The sequence below is a fragment of the Enterococcus sp. FZMF genome (assembly GCF_030263915.1).
Taxonomy (GTDB): domain Bacteria; phylum Bacillota; class Bacilli; order Lactobacillales; family Enterococcaceae; genus Enterococcus_D; species Enterococcus_D casseliflavus.
The window spans coordinates 1,545,539-1,566,902 of the sequence record NZ_CP127160.1 but is presented as its reverse complement, the minus strand read 5'-3'; the positions used below and the strand labels follow the sequence as shown (position 1 = coordinate 1,566,902).

At 42.3% G+C, this 21,364-nt stretch carries 20 protein-coding genes; 6 read left to right on the top strand and 14 right to left on the bottom strand.

Features of this window, described 5'->3' with window-relative positions; genetic code table 11:
- The first annotated feature begins 45 nt into the window (after nucleotides 1-45).
- The 4 genes from QN079_RS07490 to QN079_RS07475 all read left to right on the top strand — a co-directional run bounded on the left by QN079_RS07490 (nucleotide 46) and on the right by QN079_RS07475 (nucleotide 2,925).
- The gene (locus tag QN079_RS07490) at nucleotides 46-1,260 is read left to right on the top strand and encodes a GNAT family N-acetyltransferase (RefSeq protein ID WP_289230618.1); all 1,215 of its coding nucleotides are present in this window, start codon (nucleotides 46-48) and stop codon (nucleotides 1,258-1,260) included.
- Between the two features lie 51 nt (nucleotides 1,261-1,311).
- Nucleotides 1,312-1,797, top strand: coding sequence for a nucleoside 2-deoxyribosyltransferase (locus QN079_RS07485; RefSeq protein WP_010748216.1), 486 nt, complete (start codon nucleotides 1,312-1,314; stop codon nucleotides 1,795-1,797).
- The gene (locus tag QN079_RS07480; protein WP_167821853.1) at nucleotides 1,798-2,463 is read left to right on the top strand and encodes a DUF2238 domain-containing protein; all 666 of its coding nucleotides are present in this window, start codon (nucleotides 1,798-1,800) and stop codon (nucleotides 2,461-2,463) included. It begins immediately after the preceding gene.
- 276 nt (nucleotides 2,464-2,739) lie between these two features.
- On the top strand, nucleotides 2,740-2,925 hold the full coding sequence (locus tag QN079_RS07475) for a hypothetical protein (RefSeq protein WP_005226019.1): 186 nt from the start codon (nucleotides 2,740-2,742) through the stop codon (nucleotides 2,923-2,925).
- 61 nt (nucleotides 2,926-2,986) lie between these two features.
- Here the strand turns inward: QN079_RS07475 and lepB are convergent, their stop codons facing one another.
- The 3 genes from lepB to QN079_RS07460 all read right to left on the bottom strand — a co-directional run bounded on the left by lepB (nucleotide 2,987) and on the right by QN079_RS07460 (nucleotide 6,214).
- A complete protein-coding gene (lepB, locus tag QN079_RS07470) occupies nucleotides 2,987-3,556 on the bottom strand; it encodes a signal peptidase I (RefSeq protein ID WP_081117043.1) in 570 nt (189 codons plus the stop codon).
- Between the two features lie 166 nt (nucleotides 3,557-3,722).
- A complete protein-coding gene (locus QN079_RS07465) occupies nucleotides 3,723-4,676 on the bottom strand; it encodes an ABC transporter ATP-binding protein (protein WP_289230617.1) in 954 nt (317 codons plus the stop codon).
- Nucleotides 4,673-6,214: an ABC transporter permease/substrate-binding protein gene (locus QN079_RS07460; RefSeq protein WP_289230616.1), complete on the bottom strand. Its 1,542-nt coding sequence runs from the start codon at nucleotides 6,212-6,214 to the stop codon at nucleotides 4,673-4,675. The genes QN079_RS07465 and QN079_RS07460 overlap by 4 nt, the downstream gene beginning before the upstream one ends.
- A gap of 305 nt (nucleotides 6,215-6,519) precedes the next feature.
- On the opposite strand from QN079_RS07460, the gene QN079_RS07455 reads away from it, so the two are divergent.
- A complete protein-coding gene (locus tag QN079_RS07455; protein ID WP_289229717.1) occupies nucleotides 6,520-7,815 on the top strand; it encodes an ISL3-like element ISEfa11 family transposase in 1,296 nt (431 codons plus the stop codon).
- A gap of 86 nt (nucleotides 7,816-7,901) precedes the next feature.
- On the opposite strand, the gene clpB is transcribed toward QN079_RS07455, so the two are convergent.
- Nucleotides 7,902-10,505, bottom strand: coding sequence for an ATP-dependent chaperone ClpB (clpB, locus tag QN079_RS07450; RefSeq protein WP_005226015.1), 2,604 nt, complete (start codon nucleotides 10,503-10,505; stop codon nucleotides 7,902-7,904).
- Between the two features lie 309 nt (nucleotides 10,506-10,814).
- Between clpB and QN079_RS07445 the strand changes: the two genes are divergently transcribed.
- Nucleotides 10,815-12,341, top strand: a complete 1,527-nt coding sequence (locus tag QN079_RS07445; protein WP_010748209.1) for an ABC-F family ATP-binding cassette domain-containing protein — start codon at nucleotides 10,815-10,817, stop codon at nucleotides 12,339-12,341.
- A gap of 38 nt (nucleotides 12,342-12,379) precedes the next feature.
- Here the strand turns inward: QN079_RS07445 and QN079_RS07440 are convergent, their stop codons facing one another.
- The 10 genes from QN079_RS07440 to nrdR all read right to left on the bottom strand — a co-directional run bounded on the left by QN079_RS07440 (nucleotide 12,380) and on the right by nrdR (nucleotide 21,180).
- The gene (locus QN079_RS07440) at nucleotides 12,380-13,411 is read right to left on the bottom strand and encodes a lysylphosphatidylglycerol synthase transmembrane domain-containing protein (RefSeq protein WP_289230615.1); all 1,032 of its coding nucleotides are present in this window, start codon (nucleotides 13,409-13,411) and stop codon (nucleotides 12,380-12,382) included.
- A 27-nt stretch (nucleotides 13,412-13,438) separates the two neighbouring features.
- Nucleotides 13,439-13,711, bottom strand: a complete 273-nt coding sequence (locus tag QN079_RS07435) for a DUF1294 domain-containing protein (RefSeq protein ID WP_010748207.1) — start codon at nucleotides 13,709-13,711, stop codon at nucleotides 13,439-13,441.
- Nucleotides 13,712-13,744: 33 nt separating this feature from the next.
- Complete coding sequence (locus tag QN079_RS07430; RefSeq protein WP_010748206.1) at nucleotides 13,745-14,653, bottom strand: diacylglycerol/lipid kinase family protein; 909 nt, start codon at nucleotides 14,651-14,653, stop codon at nucleotides 13,745-13,747.
- Nucleotides 14,654-14,752: 99 nt separating this feature from the next.
- Complete coding sequence (pepT, locus tag QN079_RS07425) at nucleotides 14,753-15,985, bottom strand: peptidase T (RefSeq protein WP_005226010.1); 1,233 nt, start codon at nucleotides 15,983-15,985, stop codon at nucleotides 14,753-14,755.
- An 11-nt stretch (nucleotides 15,986-15,996) separates the two neighbouring features.
- Nucleotides 15,997-17,115, bottom strand: coding sequence for a Nif3-like dinuclear metal center hexameric protein (locus tag QN079_RS07420; RefSeq protein WP_289230614.1), 1,119 nt, complete (start codon nucleotides 17,113-17,115; stop codon nucleotides 15,997-15,999).
- Nucleotides 17,112-17,807: a tRNA (adenine(22)-N(1))-methyltransferase gene (locus QN079_RS07415; protein ID WP_289230613.1), complete on the bottom strand. Its 696-nt coding sequence runs from the start codon at nucleotides 17,805-17,807 to the stop codon at nucleotides 17,112-17,114. The genes QN079_RS07420 and QN079_RS07415 overlap by 4 nt, the downstream gene beginning before the upstream one ends.
- 95 nt (nucleotides 17,808-17,902) lie before the next feature.
- Nucleotides 17,903-18,364 (bottom strand): hypothetical protein, encoded by a 462-nt coding sequence (locus QN079_RS07410; RefSeq protein WP_010748202.1) that lies wholly within the window; start codon nucleotides 18,362-18,364, stop codon nucleotides 17,903-17,905.
- Between the two features lie 26 nt (nucleotides 18,365-18,390).
- Nucleotides 18,391-19,320: a primosomal protein DnaI gene (dnaI, locus tag QN079_RS07405; protein ID WP_005226006.1), complete on the bottom strand. Its 930-nt coding sequence runs from the start codon at nucleotides 19,318-19,320 to the stop codon at nucleotides 18,391-18,393.
- Nucleotides 19,320-20,696 carry a replication initiation and membrane attachment family protein gene (locus QN079_RS07400; RefSeq protein WP_289230612.1) on the bottom strand — a complete coding sequence of 459 codons (1,377 nt, stop codon included), beginning with the start codon at nucleotides 20,694-20,696 and terminating at the stop codon, nucleotides 19,320-19,322. Before QN079_RS07400 ends, dnaI begins: the two co-directional genes overlap by 1 nt.
- A 13-nt stretch (nucleotides 20,697-20,709) precedes the next feature.
- Nucleotides 20,710-21,180, bottom strand: coding sequence for a transcriptional regulator NrdR (gene nrdR, locus QN079_RS07395; RefSeq protein WP_005226004.1), 471 nt, complete (start codon nucleotides 21,178-21,180; stop codon nucleotides 20,710-20,712).
- Nucleotides 21,181-21,364: the final 184 nt, after the last annotated feature.

The following is a 21,364-nucleotide window of genomic DNA, read 5'->3' as shown; positions in this document are numbered from 1 at the left end:
AGGTTTTGCTATACTAGAGCTAGCAAATAAATTGGAGTTGAAAGAATGGACAATAATTTTCATCAAAATCTACATATTCGAGCGGTGGAAGAAAAAGACGTTGATCAGTTCAACGAACTGTTAAGCTATGTTTTTCAGATCACTGAATCGGATATTGAAGAAAGCGGCTATGAGAGCAAACGGGAAATGATCAAATCTAAGCGCCCGATCTTAGAGCTTTCCAAGGTCTTTGGCTGGTTCAATGAAGACAAGTTGATCTCGCAAATCGCCGTTTATCCTTGTGAAGTCAATATACACGGCAAATTGATCAAAATGGGCGGAGTGACCGGTGTTGGGACCTACCCTGAGTATGCCGGGCATGGCCTGATGAAAGACTTGATCAAGCTTGCCTTAAAAACGATGCGGGAAGACCAGCAATGGATCTCCTACCTTTACCCTTATAATGTGCCCTACTATCGTCGCAAGGGCTGGGAGATCATGTCCGACAAGCTGACCTTTAAAATTCGTGATACCCAGCTTCCGAAAACCAAAGAAGTCCCTGGGATCGTAGAGCGCAAAGAAGTGGATGATGCTGATGTCTTTACTGTCTACAACCAATTCTCCCGCGACAACCATGGTGCCTTGCAGCGGACCTCTTTTCACTGGGAAGAGTATTGGCGCTATGAAAATGAAGAAGAGCGCACCGCGGCTGTTTATTACAATGCCAGTGGTCATCCGACTGGTGTACTTTTTTATTGGGTAGCCGAAGAAGTCTTCCATGTAAAGGAAATGTTCTACTTGAATCAAGAAGCCCGCAATGGTCTTTGGAATTTTATCTCTGCCCATTTCTCAATGGTTTATTGGGTCAAAGGAGACATTTATTCAAATGAACCCCTGTCCTTCTACTTGGACGATAGCCAAATCAAAGAAACCATCGAGCCTTATTACATGGCGCGGATCGTCGATGTTGAACAGTTTTTGAAAAACTTCCCATTTGAAGCCTTCCAAACACCCTTTCACTTTGTTGTTTCCGACCCAGTTGCCGATTGGAACAACGGGATCTTCGGTGTCCAATACAATCACGGGGAGATCGTGGTTTCAAGAGAAGCCATCGGAAAAGCGGTCCAGCTGGATATTCAGACATTGTCTTGTCTGTTGATGAATTACCGCCGCCCAGCTTACTTAGAGCGTGTGGAACGGCTAAATACCGATTCAGAAACACTGGCATTACTGGAATCGATCATCCCTGATATGGAAGCCTATTTCAGCGATTATTTCTAAACAACGAATCAACAAAATGTACAACTATGAATGATTAAGGAGTGTTTTTGAATGAAACTATATTTTGCTGCTCCCCTGTTTGCTGCTAGTGACCTGCGCTACAACGCCGAACTTGTTGCGTCGATTCGTCAGCAGTATCCGCAGCTGGAGATTTATTTACCTCAAGAAAATGCCGCGATCAATGATAAATCCGCCTATGCGGATAGCAAAATGATCGCTTTGGCAGATACCGAAAAAGTGCTGGAAAGTGATTTGATGATCGCATTGCTGGATGGTTTGACCATCGATGCTGGGGTTGCCTCTGAGATCGGTGTCGCCTATGCAAAAGGCATTCCTGTTTTAGGGCTTTATACGGATAGTCGCCAACAAGGTGCCGACAATCAGCAAAAGCTGGCAGCATTACAAACCGTTGCGGAAAATCAGTTCCACTATGTTAATCTTTATACGGTGGGGTTGATCAAGCTAAACGGGGAAATTTATTCCTCTGAAGCAGCCCTTTTAGCTGGCTTAGCCGACTATCTTTCGGAGGACAATTAAATGGGGCAAAATTATCAGCGACTGCAAAAGGTATTCACTATTTTCGGTATTCTCGTGTTTTGTTTTTCTTTGTGGGAATTTTTCCGTGGGGTCTACCCGCAAACACAAGGATTGATTTTCCTCGCCCAAGCCTTGCTTGGGATTTTATTGATCTTCGTCCCAGAAATGAGTAAAAAGTTCTTGAAAATCCAGCTACCAAACGCCACCGTCTACTTTTATTGGTTTTTCTTGCTGATCTCTGTATTTATGGGGACGATCTTACATTTGATCGAAACCATTTCTTTCTGGGATAAAATTCTGCATGCGGTAAGTCCAATGGTCTTGACGGCTGTCGGCTATGGATTGATCTGTCTGCTGCTGAAAGAAGTCAAAGTTTCAAACGTCTCTCCCTGGTTATTCTTACTGATGGGCTTTGCTTTTGCTGGCTTGTGTGGTATCTTCTGGGAGTTTTGGGAGTTTATCTGCGATTCTGTTGGTGGAATGAACCTCCAACGTTATGCAACCTTAGATGGTACTCCGTTTATCGGTCGTGAAGCATTGATGGATACGATGGGTGATTTACTGACCAACACGATTGGTGCTGCCTTAATGGGCGTGATCGCGTATGTGCAAGGTCGAGGCAAACCTGATTACTTTGAAAGTTATCGGATTAAAAAATTATCATAAACGACCTTTAAAAGCTTGTTGAAATCATCGTTTTTCAACAAGCTTTTTTCTTTTGTTCTTTTATTCATAAAGAAAAATTTACAAAAATACTTAAATAACACATCTTATTTTTATAGATTCGCTGTCTATCAAGGTTTGACCTTTCTTAAACTTCCCTATAAAACGATTACATCCACAAAAAAATTCCCTCGTTTAATCATTTTTATTTCCCCAAAAAACCATGGTCTGTTATAATTACATTATTCATTTGACGTTGCGTCAGTAAAGGAGAGGCTTATGGTTCTAACAGTGTTTTTTATTTTATGCTGCTTGATTTTTTCATCGATCACCTATGCGTTCTCTAAAGATGCTCGAAAATTTGTCCAACCTTTATCAATCAAAATTATTTTTATTGCATCAGCTATTATTGCGGTTTGGACAATGTTCTTTTCAATGGTTGCATTTGTCGCTTGGGTCATCTAAAAAACATTCTTGTCAGTTGCGATCGTTTTCGCTGCACTGGCAAGAATGTTTTTTCTTTTGATTAAAATAGTTTGATTTGATTCAATGGCCAAAAGCGCAGCAGCACTTTCCCTTCCATTTGATCTTCCGTTACAACCCCGAAACTGCGACTGTCTCTAGAGATCAAACGATTGTCTCCCATCACAAAATAGCTGCCTTCAGGCACCGTTACTGAGAAATCTTCCGTAAACTGTTCCGCACCAGCGGCGATTTGCTGAAACATTTCGCGATAAGAATATTCGTCTTGTAATTGATCGTCTGCAAATTTCTCTTTAAACTCATCTAAATAGGGTTCTTCGTATACTTCTCCATTGATCGTTAGGACATCATCTTTCATCTCGATGGTATCACCGGGTAAACCAATCAACCGCTTGACAGCGATTTTACTTGGATCATCTGGTTCAACACATATCACGATGTCTTGTCGGTCATAGGAGGAGATTTTTGATGCAATCAAACGCTGTTTATCTGCCAACGTTGGGTCCATAGAATGGCCACTGACTTGAACTGGGGTCAGGACAAACAGACGGATGAGAACCACGGCGACGATAAAGAAAAGCAGTAACCAATTTTCTTTGAGGATTTTTACCATAGCTGCTCTTTCGCTCCTTTACTGCATCTTTTGTCATCGGCGAAAGCTTGTTCTGCCATTTTGACAAAAGATATCTTCCTCAATCTTACGTGGAATTTTTGCTTTGAGCAAGAGAAATCATCGATTTTAAAAAATTTATGATATTTCTCGTTGCGAAAAGAATCGTTTACGTTCGATCACGACTCAAGAAAGCAAACACATCTTTTCGACGTAGACTCCCTATCAGTTGGTGATTTTCTTCGATCATCAACGTCTCATGACTCGCAAATAAAGTATACAACTCATTTAATGGCGTAGATGCTGCAATTTTCGGGTCAGCTTGATTGATGTCATTGCTGAAAAAGTTCATCCGTATCAAATCTCCTGCTGTGACCAGTTTCGCTTCATCTTCCCCGGTTTCTTCAAAGAAGCTTTTCACAAAAGCGGTTTTCGGTTGTGAAACAATGACTTCTGGTGTATCGCATTGAACGATCTTCCCTTGATTCATCACAGCGATGCGCGTCCCTAACTTTACCGCTTCTTTCATGTTATGCGTGACAAAAATAATCGTTGTCCCAAGCTCTTGGTGTAGATCGAGGACTAGCTCCTGTAAGGAATTACGAGAAATTGGATCAAGGGCACTAAAGGGTTCGTCCATCAGAATGATTTCGGGATTGGCAGCTAACGCGCGCAAGATCCCGATCCGTTGCTGTTCTCCACCAGACAATTCTTTCGGCATTCGATGACGGTACTGCTCTGGGTCAAGTTTGACCTGTGTCAGCAAACGATCCACGGCTTCTGAGCGATCTTTTTTTGACCACCCTAACATCTCTGGGATCACTTCGATATTTTGTTTGACATCCATCGTCGGAAACAGAGCGATTTGTTGGAGAACATACCCCATTTGCCAACGCATCTTTTGAATATTGTATTCTTTGATGCGTTTTTCTTTGAAGTAAATATCACCATCTGTCGGTTCTGACAACGCGTTGATCATCTTCAAAGTCGTCGTTTTCCCACTTCCAGAAGGACCGACCAAAACAAAGATTTCTCCTTTATTGATACTCAGATCTAATTGATCGATCACTAGTTTTTGATCAAACTTTTTACTGACGTTTTTAAATTCAATAATTGGTGTCATTCTTGTCCCTCCTTAATTAATCCTTCGTCTATCAGGAAGGTACGTGCGACTTCTGCTGGATTTTTTCCTTCGACATTGACCTGATAATTCATTTCACTCATTTGTTCTTCGGTGATTTTCCCTGCCAACTTTTCCAATGCACGGACGACTTCTGGATGTTCCTCGGCAAAGGCTTCTTTCATCAAAGGAGCTCCTTGATAAGGTGGAAATAGTTCCTGATCGTCTTCTAGAATAACTAAGCCATATTGACGCAATTCACTGTCCGTGGAATAGGCATCCAGTAGATTGATATCACCATTATTGATGGCTTGGTAACGCAATGCTGGTTCCATACTTTGGACACTTGGAAAATCTAGCCCATAAAGTTCTTGGATCCCCGCATATCCGTCCGTCCGATCAATGAATTCGAGAGTGAAGCCAGCTTTGATTTGATTTTCGATTTTCTTCAAATCAGAGATCGTGGTTAGTCCATTTTCCTCAGCAAATTCTTTTTTGACAGCCAACGCATAGGTATTTTGATACGCCATCGGCTGAAGCAAGGTCATCTCAAACTGATCCTTCAATAGATTGACTGCTTCGGTATAGGTTTCGTCGGAGTCAAGTTTTTGACTCGCAAGCTCTTCTGGTACTTCAACTAAGCTCTCCAACACGGTACCAGTAAACTCTGGATATATATCAACTTGACCATTGTCCAATGCGCTGAATAAGAAAGAGGTTTTTCCAAAATTTGGCTCTAGTTCAACTTGAGCATCAGGGTCTTCTTGTTCAATCAATTCTTTGTACATGTTGATCAAGATATCAGGTTCAGATCCTAGTTTCCCTGCGATGGTAATGGTTTTGGGAGCGAAAAATCCGCTTTGTGAAAAGGAAACCCCACCAATCAGCAAGATGATCGCTGCCAACGTGATCAAGGTATAGCGCGGTTTTAAATGTTGCAGGTAACGAATCAGGGTGCTGAAAACAATCGCCAACAAGGCAGACCCGATCGCACCAATCAACGTTAACTCAGGCGCATTTCGATCGATCCCTAACAAAATAAAGGAACCTAACCCGCCAGCGCCAATCAAAGCGGCTAGGGTTGCTGTTCCGATGATCAAGACCAGCGCCGTGCGAATCCCAGAAATTATGACAGGCAAAGCAATCGGCAATTCGACTTTGATCAATCGGCGCATCCGAGACATACCAAATGCCGCAGCAGCTTCTTCGATTGATGGATCGATCTCCGAAAGGCCAATATAGGTATTTTGAAAGATCGGCAATAACGCATAAATAACTAGTGCGATCAATGCAGGTGGCGTTCCGATCCCCACGAATGGAATCAATAAACCTAACAGTGCCAGTGATGGAATCGTCTGTAACACACTCGTTATTTGTAGGCCGACTTCCGCTGCCCGTTTATGATTAACCAGCCAAATAGCTAAAGGAACAGCAATAACGATCGCCACGAGCAGCGCAATGATCGACAATGACAAATGTTCAAAGACAGCTGTCAGCAATTCCCCTTTTCGCTCATTCAACGTTTCAAAAAAAGTATTCATCTTTTCATTCCTCTCCTACTCCATAAGAACAGTATAATCGAAGTGCGAATTTCCTCCAAACAACAAGCAAGGAGAACTTTTTTGTCATATGTTGAGCGACAAAAAAAGATGGCTGCCAATGAGATGGCAACCATCTTTTTCATTTATCCATTTGTTCTCTTTTTATTATGGCTCTATAATTTATGGGACTGATGAATCAGAATTGATTCTTCAGCCCCATTTTCATTTTAGGTATTAAAAAACATATCGTTCTCTAGTATGATTAAATCACCACAAAATAAACAACTGAGAGGACGATATGCTATATGAATGATTCTATCAAAAAAATGCTGAGAATAATAGAGAAAGATTTGATGATTACAGAGGTCTCTTACGAGACCCTTCAGAAGAAAAAGACGTTGGTCGTCGATGCTGTTCTCTCGCCTACTCCTCGTGCTTGTAGAAGTTGTGGTTCTACTGTGGTAGATGGAAACGGGAAAGCAATTATAGTGAAAAATGGGAAGAAGGAAACGATTGTCCGTTTTGAACAATACAATCATATGCCTTTGGTTATGCGCCTAAAAAAGCAGCGCTATACCTGTAAAAACTGCCGAACCCATTGGACGGCTCAAAGTTATTTTGTCCAACCCAGACATTCAATCGCAAATCATGTTAGATATAAAATTGCTTCTTTACTGACTGAAAAAGTATCTTTATCTTTTATTGCGAAAAGCTGTCAGGTATCTTTGACCACCGTTATTCGTACATTGAAAGAGTTTAAAAGCTATTTACCAAAGCAATCTAAGAAGATTCTCCCCAGAGTATTGATGGTTGATGAATTTCGTTCGCATGCTTCTATAGAAGATAAAATGAGCTTTATTTGTGCAGATGGCGAAACAGGAAAATTAATAGATGTTTTGCCTACGCGTAAATTACCTCGATTAACAAGCTATTTCTTAGGTTGTACCAATCCAGAAGAAGTAGAATTCTTGGTGACAGACATGAACGCCGCCTACTTCCAGCTCACCAAACGTGTTCTGCCAAATGCGAAAGTCGTGATTGATCGGTTTCATATTGTCAAACACATGAATCAAGCGTTCAATGAGTTGCGTATCCGTGAAATGAATGAACTTCGTAAAGCCGGACAGAAAAGCCAGGCAGAAAAACTGAAAAAGAACTGGCGCTTTTTGCTAAAAAATCGTGCAAACATCAACCATTATGAATACAAAACATGGAAAAATTTCCGAGCACCAAAATACCCATTTCTTACTGAAGCAATGATGATTGATCGATTGCTTGAGTTTTCTCCGCCCCTAAAGGAGGCGTATCCCTTTTTTCATGAATTAGTTGAAGCCTTTCGAGACAAAGACCCTGACTTATTTTTCTCCTTATTGGCAGAACTTCCCGAAACGTTAGATGACAGCTTTCGGGAAAAGCTTCAAAACCTTCTGACCTATGAAGAAGGCATCACCAACGCAATGATCTATCCTTATTCCAATGGAAAAATAGAAGCGAAGAATACCCACATAAAGACAATGAAACGAGTATCCTACGGATTTAAATCATTTGAGAACATGAGAATTAGAATCTTTTTGATCAATCAATTAATCAATGTAAGATAACAAAAAATCTGAGCCAGAATGTGGTTCATTCTGACCCAGATTTGATTTTGCACAACTCATCAGTCCTTATTGACAAAGAGCCTTTATTATTCGGTCATTGGCGTATTTTCAAAAACCAGCTGATCGTTCAATAATTCGATCGTGACTTGGGTCTTTGGTAAGACTCTGCCAGCAACGATTTCTTTTGCCAATGGGGTTTCGACTTCTCTTGTGATAAACCGACGGAGAGGTCGCGCACCATACGCTGGCTCATAAGCATTTTCAGCGATCCAGCGTTTGGCTTCTTCAGTGATCGTCAACAGTATATCTTGGACTTCCAGTCGTTGTGAAAGCTGTGCGATGATCTTGTCGACGATGCCTGTCACATCGCTTAGACTAAGCGGTGTGAATAAAATCGTATCGTCGATCCGATTTAAGAATTCTGGTTTGAAATGGCCTCTCAAGAGATTACGGACAGTTTCTGCGACAGTTTCTGGGATCGTCCCTTCTGCAGTCACGCCATCTAGCAAGACTTGAGAGCCGATGTTGCTGGTCATGATCAAGACGGTATTTTTGAAATCAACGACGCGTCCTTTTGAGTCTGTCAAACGGCCATCATCAAGCACTTGCAATAAGATATTGAAGACATCTGGATGGGCTTTTTCGATCTCATCCAATAAGACGATCGTGTATGGATTGCGTCGAACGGCTTCGGTCAATTGTCCGCCTTCTTCAAATCCAACATAGCCTGGAGGGGCACCGACCAAACGAGACACCGAATGTTTTTCCATGTATTCGCTCATATCGATCCGAACCATATGCTCTTCAGAGTCAAAGAGGTTGACCGCTAACGCTTTCGCTAATTCGGTCTTACCGACGCCGGTCGGTCCTAAGAACAAGAAGGAACCTAATGGTCGATTTGGATCTTGCAGACCAGCTCGGGAACGAATGACTGCATCACTGACGGCATCGACTGCCTCGTCTTGTCCAATCACTCGTTGATGCAAGGTCTCATTTAATTTCAACAGTTTTTCTCGTTCGCCCTCCACTAATTTCGCAACAGGGATTCCTGTCAAGCGGCCCACGACTAAGGCGATCTCATTTTCTGTCACTGACTCTTGAACCATTCGAATGCCTTCGTCTTGGTTTTTTTCTTCCAATTCAGCGAGTTCTTTTTCCAGTTGGGGAATCGTCCCATGACGAAGAACAGCTGCCCGTTCCAAATCATAGTTATTTTCAGCATCTTCCAACTCATGCTTGGCTTTATCGATCTCTGCCCGTTTATTGGAAACTGCATTGACTTCTTCTTTTTCCGTTTCCCACTGCATTTTCATGGTATTGACTTCTTCACGCAATTCCGCCAATTCTTCTTGTAAAATGCCTAAACGTTTTTTCGATGCATCATCAGATTCTTTTTTCAGTGCGGCTTCTTCGATCTCCAGTTGCATCAAACGTCGAGTGACCTGATCGAGCTCGGTAGGCATCGAATTCATTTCCACCCGAATCGTGGCACTTGCTTCGTCGATCAAATCGATGGCTTTGTCTGGTAAAAAGCGGTCCGTGATATACCGATCAGATAAGGTCGCAGCAGCAACAAGCGCATTGTCATGGATATTGACGCCATGATGGATCTCAAACCGTTCTTTCAAGCCACGTAAAATCGAAATCGTATCTTGAACGGTTGGTTCCTGTACCAGCACTTTTTGGAAACGACGTTCCAAGGCTTTGTCCTTTTCCATGTATTGACGGTATTCATCAAGTGTGGTTGCGCCAATCGTATGCAATTCTCCCCGTGCCAGCATTGGTTTAAGTAAGTTTCCAGCATCCATGCTACCTTCCGTCTTACCAGCACCTACAATATTGTGGATCTCATCAATAAAGAGAATGATCCGTCCATCGGCTTTTTTCACTTCTTGTAAGACGGCTTTCAAACGCTCTTCAAATTCACCACGGAACTTGGCACCTGCGATCAAGGCACCCATATCCAGAGAAAAGATCGTTTTGTCTTTTAGGTTTTCTGGGACGTCTTTTCGCACGATCCGTTGAGCCAATCCTTCAACAATGGCTGTTTTACCAACCCCCGGTTCACCAATCAAAACGGGATTGTTTTTTGTTTTCCGAGAAAGGATGCGAATCACGTCGCGAATTTCTTCGTCTCGTCCGATAATGGGGTCCATTTTTCCGCTGCGGACTTGTTGGACCAAGTCAACGCCGTATTTTTCTAATGCTTTGTATTGTTCTTCTTGATTTTGTGAGGTCACACGATCCCCTCCTCTTAATGTTTCGATCGTTTGCTTGATTTCTTTCGCGGTGATTCCTTGTTTCTTTAAATACACCGTCAATGGATGATTTTTCAATTTCATCAACGCATAAAGGACGATTTCTGTGGAAAGATACTCGTCTTGAAATTCATTTTTTAATTGATCTGCCTCAGACAAAAGATGAAACAGATTTTGACTCATGGATTGACCATAACGAACATTTCCTCCTTCAACCGAAGGCAGTTCATCTAGTAGCTGGTCGACTTCCTTTTCAAATGCATCGACATCAAGGCCTGTATCCGTATAAAAATTGCGGCCGAATTGATTGGCTTGCAATAAAATCTTCCATAAATGCGGAATATCGATTTCTTGGTGGTGACGCGTCATGGCAATCTGCTGTGCTTCCGCGATGGCACTCTGTAATGTAGTCGTCATTTTTTCTGGGTTCATACTTTTCCCTCCCAAAATGGTAGTCAGAAAAATTAGTACACTGCAAGCAGCATCCTTTTTTCTACTCTTCTATTATACAATATTGGTCAGTAATGGTCAAAAGATTTCCCTCGAAGATCAAGATTTTTTTCAGTATTCTTTCATGAAAATTGACAGATAGGAAGCCGCAATGGTATGCTAGGTCCTGATTGGTCAGGAACAATCGATTTTCCTGATCCTTTTGATCGCTCTTTGGCGATAGTTATTCAGTAAGATTATCTACTTAGCTGTAACGTCTACTGTTTACAGCTTTTTTATATGGAGGAAACGATGTTAACATTAACGAATATTAGCCAACAATTTGGCGACAAATTGCTTTACGAAGATGTTTCCGTTCAAATCAACCGTGGGGAAAAAGTCGGGTTGATTGGACGGAACGGCGCCGGCAAAAGTACTTTAATCAAAATCATTACAGGAGAAATTCTCCCAGACGATGGCTTTGTTCAATTTCCGAAAAATTTGAAAATGGGCTATTTGGATCAATATGTCAATGTTGATGAAACGCAATCGATCCGTGATTTTTTGCGCTCTGCCTTTGCAGAAGACTTCGAAAAAGAACAACAGATCGCAGATCTTTATACTGCTTATGGCGAAAGTCTTGACGATAAGCTTTTAGAAAAAGCCGGCGAATTGCAAAATCAATTGGATCAAGGGAATTTCTACCAAATGGATACATTGATCGATGATTTAGCAGAAGGATTAGGTATTTCGGTTCTCGGCATGGATACCCCCCTTGCTTCCTTAAGTGGTGGTCAACGCTCAAAATTGATCTTAGCAAAAATGCTGCTAGAAAAACCCGACATGCTGATTTTAGATGAACCGACCAACCACTTAGATGATGAGCATATCAAGTGGCTGGTTGAGTTTTTACAGGACTTTACTGGTACCTACTTAGTCGTTTCTCATGATCGTCAATTTTTGAATGAAATCACGACCCATATCATTGATATCGAATTTGGCAAGCTTTCTAAGTATACGGGGAATTTAGACAAAGCATTAAAGCTAAAAACGCTGCAAAATGAAAGTTATATGAAGCAATACGAAGCACAACAAGAGCATATCAAGAAAACCGAAAGCTATATCCGTAAATACAAAGCTGGTTCTCGTTCAACAATGGCAAAGAGTCGTGAAAAACAATTGGCAAAAATCGAACGTTTGACCCCACCCCAAGATGTCCCTAAACCGCATCTAGGATTTGATTTGGCACCGATCGTTACGACCTTGGCATTAGAGACGACCAATCTAGTGATTGGTTATGACCAAAAGCCTTTACTATCGCCAATTAACCTAACGATCCGCTATGGCGAAAAAATTGCGATTCGGGGATTTAATGGGATCGGTAAATCGACGTTGATCAAAACAATACTTGGTGTGATCCCTGCAATTGAAGGAACCGTTTCTTACCCACAGCATACAAAGTTTAATTACTTTTCTCAAGATCTTGACTGGGAGTATCCATTACAGACGCCTCTGCAATACCTCGAGGATCTTTTCCCAAAGGCAACCAACAAAGAATTGCGACGACAACTTTCTCGTGCGGGATTACCTAGCCAGCTTGCTCAAGAGGAATTGAAATTATTAAGTGGTGGCGAGCAGACAAAAGTGAAGTTAGCTGAAATGATGTTGATCAAAAGCAACTTTTTGATTCTTGATGAACCGACCAACCATATCGATCAAGACACGAAAAACAATTTGGAAGAAACCCTGGCAGCTTTTCCCGGAACCGTTCTGATCGTTTCCCATGAAGCTGAATTCTATGAATCCTTTGTTGATCGGATCATTGATTTGAAAGACTAAAAAAAACGCTTATCCTCTACTCGAAGATAAGCGTTTTTTTAACTTTCCACTTTTTCTTTTCTAAGCTCTGTCAGCTCTTGGCTAATGTCTTTGCGCTTTTCTTTCATTACATATGCAAAGCCAATAATGAAGGGCCAAATGAATGTCGCTAAGCGATACAGCAGCATAGAAGATGCTGCATCGACTGTGCCGACTAATGGACCAAAAAGCAGCATATAAATAAATTCAAAGGAACCGATCCCTGCCGGTGTTGGAATCACCCCGGACAAGACGACGGCAAAGCTGATGAAGGATAACGTCAACAAGAAATCGATCTCTGGGTGCTGCACGACAAGAATCACATAAGGGATCACGTACCAAGGCAGCATCTTCAAAAGATTCCAAAGATAGATGCGTAAGAAAGCGGTCCGGTCGGTAATGATTACATTGACCGTTTCTCGCAAAGAATAGATCTGGGTGTTACATTTGTCAACGATCCCTCTTAACGCTGCACTTTTGAATAGCTTATTGCTGACGATCACAAAAAAGACTTGAATGTTGATACTGACAGAAAGTGCCAATAAAGCGGCTATGATCAAAAAGACGAGTACGATCCCCGCCAATATCACCCAAATCATATTCGGCGCATTGTCATAGAATAACGAGAATTGAATGATCAACCCAGCGATCGCATAAGTCAATATGGCAAACTTATACATCACCATGTGTAAGGTGGTGACCCCAACCCCTTGTGACAACTGCAAGCCATTTTTACGATAAAAATTCACCTCTGAGATCAAGGTGCCCGCGCCAAACGTCACGATCCGATAAAACCCACTGTAACAGACGGTCAGAAACCCCGCCTTGGTGGTGAATTCCGGTTGAAAAGTCACGGCGATCTCTTTGACTGTTCGTCCTTCAATCACTAGGTACAATGTGCCAAGCCCCATAACCAGTAAGACGACGAGAAAGCTGGTCTCTCTTAGCCCCGCTAAAATTTCCATCATCGAGTTACGGACAAAAAAATACATCACACCCAGAATGCCTACCAGTAAAAGTAAATTAAGGGCGAACTTCACTTTAGTTTTCATATTAACTCCTTGCTTGTTAAACCGAATTTATGCAAAAAAGACCATCAGCAGGATAGCAAAAACGGTGCCGAAAGCAAAAAAGAAATAAAACTTCTTCTTTCTTGTTTTATGGCGAAACACGCGTTGCGCGATCAAACCGCCTAATCCGCCGCCAATCGCCCCCATAAAAAGGAGATTTGCTTCGGGAACCCGCCAACCTTGTTTTACTGCCTGATATTTATCATAACCCATCAGACAGAAAAGATAAAGATTGACTGCAATTAAATAAAACCACAATGGATTGTAAATCAGTGCATCCATCCATTTCCTCCATATGATTGATCGTAGGGACCATTATTTTGATTCTTGTGCTTCCTCAGGTACCAACATCGTCAACCCATGCTTGATGACTTTCATCTCGATTGGCAGATCATCCGTTGGATCGCCGTCGGTCCGAGTATGAACCGTTTTTTCTTTCGCCTTGATCGAGACCTTTGCGGCAGTGAAGTATTCAACACTTGGTACTTTGGCAATTCTACCACGAATGATTCTTGGCAAATACAAAATAAACCGTAAAATGTTCAATTTTGGCAAAAGAATAACATGGAACAAGCCATCGTCAGGTTTTGCTTCTTCATCAAAGTTCTTAAACCCACCTGCTGAATTCGACATGACGATCGTCAGTAATTGACTTTTCCCCTGCCATTTCCGTTCGTCAGCGATGACTTCCAATTTGTATTGTTTCTTTTTGATCAACAGATGAATGAACCGTTTCATAAACGCCAACGGACCGTACTGTTGTTTTTCTTCTTGGGAAGTTGCTGCTGCAGTATCTGCCAAAAGACCAATGGTCATCGTCGAGATCATTACTTGATCATTGACCATCCCATAATCGATCGGACGTTCAACCCCTGTTAAAATATTCTCAAACGCTTCTTCTGGCTTGACTGGTATACCCAACATTCGAGCGAAGTTATTTACCGTTCCTCCAGGAATGATCCCGATCTTCAGCTCATCCAGCTTTTCTTTGAAGGTTTGCAGCCCATGATGGATCGTGCCATCTCCGCCGATGATCACAATCGTATCGACTGCGTGTTTCTTGGCTGCCTCTTTAACATCCTCAGGGTCAACATCGGGATTTGAGGCTTGTAAAAACACTTGATGCTCATCGCCTTGTTCGTTCACATAAGCTTGGAATTTTTCTGCTGTTTCTTTTGCTTCACTTTTCCCCGCTGTATCGTTGTATAATACCAGAATTTTCATCCTATTCACATCCTAATAAAAGGCCGGGCCTTACGCAAGACCTGCGTGAAGAGTTCCCAGCCCTAAAGTTATTCTTTTCTTTCAATGAAGAAGCTGCTGCTATGCTTGCGCATTCAGTTCGGCGATTTTCACGATCACATCGGTCGCTTTCATCATTGATTGTAGTGAGACGAACTCATAACGTCCATGCATATTTTCTCCACCAGCAAAGATATTCGGCGTTGGAATCCCTAGATAGGAGATTTTCGAGCCATCGGTCCCACCACGGACAGGTTCTGTCATCGGTGTGATTCCAACTGCTTTCATCGCATCTTTCGCTAAATCAATGATGCTCATATCTTTTTCGATGATTTCTTTCATGTTGTAGTATTGATCATATAGATGAACGTGCACTCGTGGTTCATCAAAGCGGGCATTCAAGCTTTCTTGAACCGCTAATAATTGTGCTTTTCTTTCTTCGAAACGACTCCGGTCATGATCTCGAATAATGTATGCCATTTTCGCTTCTTCTACTGAACCACTAAGGCTCATCAAATGGAAGAACCCTTCTGTCCCTTCGGTTTTCTCAGGAACTTCATCAGCAGGTAGCGCATTTTGAAAATCGACTGCTAGTTGCAAGGCGTTGATCATGGTGTCTTTAGCAGTTCCAGGGTGGACATTTTTTCCTTGGATCGTAATTTCAGCTTGCGCCGCATTGAAGGTTTCGTATTGCAATTCTCCTACTGGACCGCCATCCATTGTATAGGCAAAATCAACATTGAAATCTTCCACATCGAATTTATCGGCACCAACACCAATTTCTTCATCAGGTCCAAATGCGACTTTGATTTCCCCATGCTTGATCGTTGGGTTTTTCAGTAAAATTTCCATGGCTGTCATGATTTCTGCAATACCTGACTTATCATCAGAACCTAATAAAGTGGTACCATCAGTAGTGATCAAGGTTTCGCCAGCATAATTTTTTAAATTCGGAAAATCTTTTGTGTTTAATGTGTATTTTCCTTCTTTATCTAATTTAATGGTCGATTCGCCATCGTAATTTTCGATGATCTGCGGATCAACATTTTCTGCATTAAAATCGGCGGTATCCATATGGGCGATAAAACCGATGGAGCGCACGTCATGATCGACGTTACTTGGTAATGTTGCGATCACGAAACCATTGGATTCATTGTAATGAACATCGCTTAATCCTAATTCTTCAAGTTCTTTTTGCAGTTCTTTAGCAAACGCGACTTGTGTTTGGGTGGAAGGTGTTGTGGTGCTTGTCGCATCTGAGCGAGTTTCTGTTTTGACATATTTTAAAAAGCGAGGCAATAAATTTTCGTACATAAAAGATTCTCCTATCTATAGTCAAATGGATTTGTTGAAGTGGTGGAAGGAACAAAGGTCACAGCCCAATTCTCTTCTGCTTTCCACTGATTGAATTTCTCAATAAACCGAGGAATACATTCCTTTTCGATATTGTGCCCTGGATCGATCCCGATCAACCCATTGGCTTGCATGTCATGGGCGAAGTGGTAACTGATATCGCCAGTGATGTACACATCCGCTTGATGGCGTAAGGCATCCGAATAAAACGATTGACCACTGCCGCCACAAATGGCGATTCGCTGAATTTTTTCAGGTGCATTAGGAAAACTGACAACCCGTAAAGCAGTCAAACCAAACCGCTCTTTGACACGTGCGACAAACTGATCAATGGAAAGAGGCTCAGCGAGGTTGCCAACCCGTCCGATTCCATAGGTCTTCGGCAAATTGTCTAAGGCATACAGATCATAAGCTGGCTCTTCGTAAGGATGAGCAGCGATCATTGCCGAAAGGACCTTTTTCTCGATCGTTTCTGGAAAAATGACTTCGATTTTCGCTTCTTGCACCTGTTCTTCTTTTCCGATCTCACCGATGGCAGGATGCGCCGCTTGCTGTGGTGTAAAGCGACCGGTGCCAATCAATGAATAGCTGGTGTTTTGGTTATTGCCTTGCTGACCAGCACCAGCTTTTCCTAATGCCTTTCGCAATGCTGGTGCCGATTCAACAGGCGTAAATACAGCTAACTTCTTCATTTTTACTTGATGGGTTTGCTTTAAGTACGTATCTGGTTCAACTTCTAGCAGTTCACAAAACCAATCGTTCAACCCGTCTTCAATAATATCCATATTGGTGTGGGCGGCGTAAACGGCGATATCATGCTTGACGAGATCCATCAACATCTTTTGTTGCGGATCATCGGTCAGCAAGCGGTTCAAAGGGCGAAAGATCGGTGGATGTTTCGCGATGATCAAGTCGATCTTTTTCTCGATGGCTTCGGTTACCACTTCTGGACGGACATCAAGGGTCATCATGACTCGCTCGAGGGGTTTGTTTAATGTACCGACATGCAGACCAACAGGATCGCCTTCTTCTGCCAACCATAACGGGCAGTATGCTTCAAAGCGTTTGATAAATTCTTGACCAGAAATCATGCCAGTACCTCCTTGATCCATTCGATTTGTTCTTTCAATTCATTCATTTTCTCAGCAGGTGGTTCTTTGGCTTTCTCTAACTCTTTGACCACTCGTTGACACTGCTTCAATTCATGCTGCCATTTTTTATAAAAAACTGGATTTTTTTCTTCTAATAAAAAGGGACCAAAAAATAATTGCTGGGTCGTGTACGTCGCTTTTCCAGTTTCCGCAACGATGATTTCATAATTTTTGTCATTTTCTTCTAACAGCACTTCATGAATGATCGTAAAATTGTGATCAACGAGCCATTCCCGCAAGGTCCTTTCGCCAACATTCGGTTGTAAGACCAAACGTTTGACCCCCGCTAAGCGATTTTTTCTGCTGCCTTCTTCTAAAATCGAGCGAATCAAAGTCCCCCCCATTCCAGCAACAACAACCGTGTCGATCTTATCTTCCGGCTGAACAGCGTCCAATCCGTCTGCTAAGCGCACCACGATCTTCTCTGTTAGCCCGTTTTTACGTACTTGTTTACTGGCAGAATCATAAGGTCCTTGAACGACTTCTCCAGCTACAGCATAAGTGATTTTGTTCTGCAGCATCAATGCCACAGGTAAATAAGCATGGTCGGAGCCGATGTCGGCGATACGTGCTTGGTCGGGAATTTGTTCGCCCACGCAAGCCAAACGATCCGATAATGCATGTTCGTTCATATTGTCACTCCTTCTTTCGTAGTATAACACGCTTTCCATAAATAGAAAAAAATGTGCGTCTTGACTGTGGTGCCATTGCCAAGGCGCACATTGCATTAATCGTTCACTAATTCAACCTTTTGAATCGAGTTACCGGGAATTTGCGGTGGGATCGACATCGTCATGATCGGGACGCCTTGCAGCGACACTTGGACTTTGTCTCCTTCAACTAACTCCTCGATCTCTCCTGAATAGGCCTCGATAGGGACATGGAGAATGACCCCATCATTTTGAAAACTTTGGACGACTTGATCCTCATCTTCAACTGCCGCTACGTCTTTCAAAAATAATTGAAAGGTATCATCTGAACCTGCTCGGGCATCTTCTTGAATAATACCAGTAAAAACCGTCGCTGTTTCGCTCTCTGAAGAACTATTGGCAACGGAACTAGCATTCTCACTTGATTCAGAAGGCGTGTTATCGCCACTTGATGCATTGTTGTTTTCGGGACTGCCACAAGCCGTTAACAGCAGCACTGCTGCTAAGGACAAGCCTAGAATCACTTGTTTTTTCATCATCTTCTTCCTCCAGTAATGGTCATTTTTTAGGCATCATTTCGTCGATTTTTGCCCGTCATTTGGATCTCTTGTGTCAAGTAACGAATACGTTCCATAATACGTTTGGCTTTCAATGGTTCGGATTCGCCGCGTTGCGTTACTGAAAGATGCTGCTCCAACTCATGCATAGTAAAATTCGAGGTAAAAAACGTCGGGAGTTGCTCTTGCATTCGGTATTGTAGAATCACACCGAAGACTTCATCACGTATCCAACTGCTCATCGCATCCGCACCGATATCGTCCATCATTAAGATTGGGGCTTTTTTCACTGCATTCAGCTTATCCCCCACCTGGTCTTTGCCGATTGCTTGTTTCATCTCTACTGCAAATGTCGGGAAGTGAACCAATGTCGTCGTGTAGCCTGCCTCCGCTAAATCTCTGGCGATCGCGCCAAGCAGATAGGTTTTTCCGATCCCAAAACTTCCCACAAAGTAAAGTCCTTTATGAAACTCCTGCGGATTGGCTGTCAACTCACTAATAAAATCAACGGCAGCTGCGATGGCCTCCATTCGGCCAGGCGTTTGCTGATAATCTGCAAAACTTGCTTCTTGTATATCTTTAGGCATATCCATCGCTTTGATGCGGCTGCGAATTTCTTCTTGTTTCTGATATGCCAGTAGTTCTTTCGTTGGTACATAGGTGACGTCAATAAAATGAAAATTTAACGCTAAGCGCGGCTCATAGCCCGGTGCGATCATGGATGGATCATTGATGCGGAATTTCCGCTTTTCTTGGACGAACTCATACAGTTTCGCATAGCTTTTTTGAATATCTGCTTCGGTCAATACCTCTTCATTTTCGGCAATAAACGCTTTGACATCAGGATCTTGTAAAACCTCTGCCATCATTGCTGAAAACTGATCACGGTAATTGCGTTTATCCAATAGTTTTCCTAAGTTTTTCCCTACATCTTCCATTACTTGTCACCAGCTTTCTTATGCAAGTAGTTTTGCAGTTTTTTATCTAATTCTGCTTGTCGCTCTGGCGTTAATGCTGTCTCTTCCACTGGTTTTTCAGCCCAAGAAGGCAACTTTTCTTCGCGAATGATTTTTTTGCCGCTGGTTTGTGGTCGGCTGCGTTTTTCCTTGGCACTTCGAACAAGGCTCCGAACATGTTTGATGGCATCTTCTGCCGTACCAATTTTTAATTCTGACCACTGAGCGGCGATATTGTTCACATAATTCCCTGACAAAGCGGCATTGTTTTGGACCACCAAGACATAATGAACCAGAACATTGATCACACTATTTGGCAATGGTGACCGTTCGACAAGGCTCTTGATCAGCCATTGTTCTGAATCCGTCATGAAACTGTTTTTTTCCGCTTTGATCGCCTTAAGAAAAGCGATCGGTGCATTGTTCTCACTTTCTTGAATCAATAACACATCATTTTCTGAAAAACCATTCTGTTTTAAGGTATTGAAGCGGCGCAACTGACTTTCCGCTTGGGGATCTTCTCTTTTTGATGTTTTCGTGAATGTTTGTCGTGATTTCTTCATGATGGTTTGTTCCAGCTTCTTCTGGTCAACCTCGCCTGTTGTCAAAGAAACATTGTCCGCCATCAAATCCAACAATTCCAACACATCATAGCCATATAAAGAATGGTATAGAACTAACTTTTGTCGAAAACTTGGCGTGAAATTAGCAGCACGGATATACCGACGCTGCGCTTCATATAAAAGAAAGTCCCAATCCAACTGGTTTTCGTCAAGCACCAAGTTCGCATTGGTTTCCTGAAAAGAATCACTGACTGCCTGTAACGTTTCTTCATGTGAAGCAAAACGTGCGGTATTTAACCCATAGGCGGCTGAGAAGGATTGGGTCACTTCCTGATAATCGGTCAAGGAACACTGCTTTGGTTGATACAGCTTGACCAGCTGATCAAATTTACGCTCTCCGACTCTTTCCAACAACAGATAAGCATACAATTCATCTTGAAAAAACGCTGCTGGATGGACCGGTTCTTGCAACCAATACAGATATGAGCTCCCGTTTTGAGCATCTGCTTTCTCATAAGACTTTAGCAAGCCGATGCCCTCTAAGTTTTGCTTGGCTTTTATGAAGCGAGGCATTCCCGCATTCATGGCATTCAAGATATCTAGATGCACGGTCGTCATCGACTCCTCGCCAGAAAAGCTTTGGGCTTGGACATCGCTTGCGAGTGTCAAATACAACGCTAAAGCATCACTTTCAATAATTGGTTGATACAAATAAATGAGGGCGTCTTTCCCTTCCGTTGTAAGTGGACGGCTTTTGAACACTTTGTACGATTGATTCGGTAAACTATTGCCCACTTGTTGTCCCCCTCTATTCTTGTGGTTCTTTCGCTTTTTCGACGATGTCTTGTAGTTCTTTTAAGAAAACTGACATGTCTTTAAACTGGCGATAGACACTGGCAAAACGGATATAAGCGATCTCGTCTAAATCAACTAAATCTTCCATCACATACTCACCAATCTGTGTTGTAGAAATTTCATTTTCACCAAGAGCACGAACACGACTTTCCACATGATCGACGATCGTTTCCATCTGATCCATTGTCACTGGACGTTTTTCAGCAGAACGAATCAAGCCCCGTAGGATTTTTTCGCGATTGAATTCTTCACGGGCACCATTTTTCTTAATGACAAGTAGGGGTGCCTCTTCGATACGTTCAAATGTTGTAAAGCGATAGCCGCAATTTTCGCATTCACGACGGCGGCGAATCACACGTCCATCATCGGCTTGTCGACTATCAACTACCCTAGAATTGTTATGATGACATTTTGGACATTGCATAGTTCCACCTCATTTTCTCTCTTATGCGCTTACGTATTTACGTAAAGTCATCGGTTTCTATGATTAATTATAACATGAAATCCGTTGGTACAATAGCCAAAGTGGTTTATTCTGTTCATTTATTACAAAATTTAAATAATGTTATAACTACTGTTTTTTTGAATTTGAAAAAACGGCAGAAATT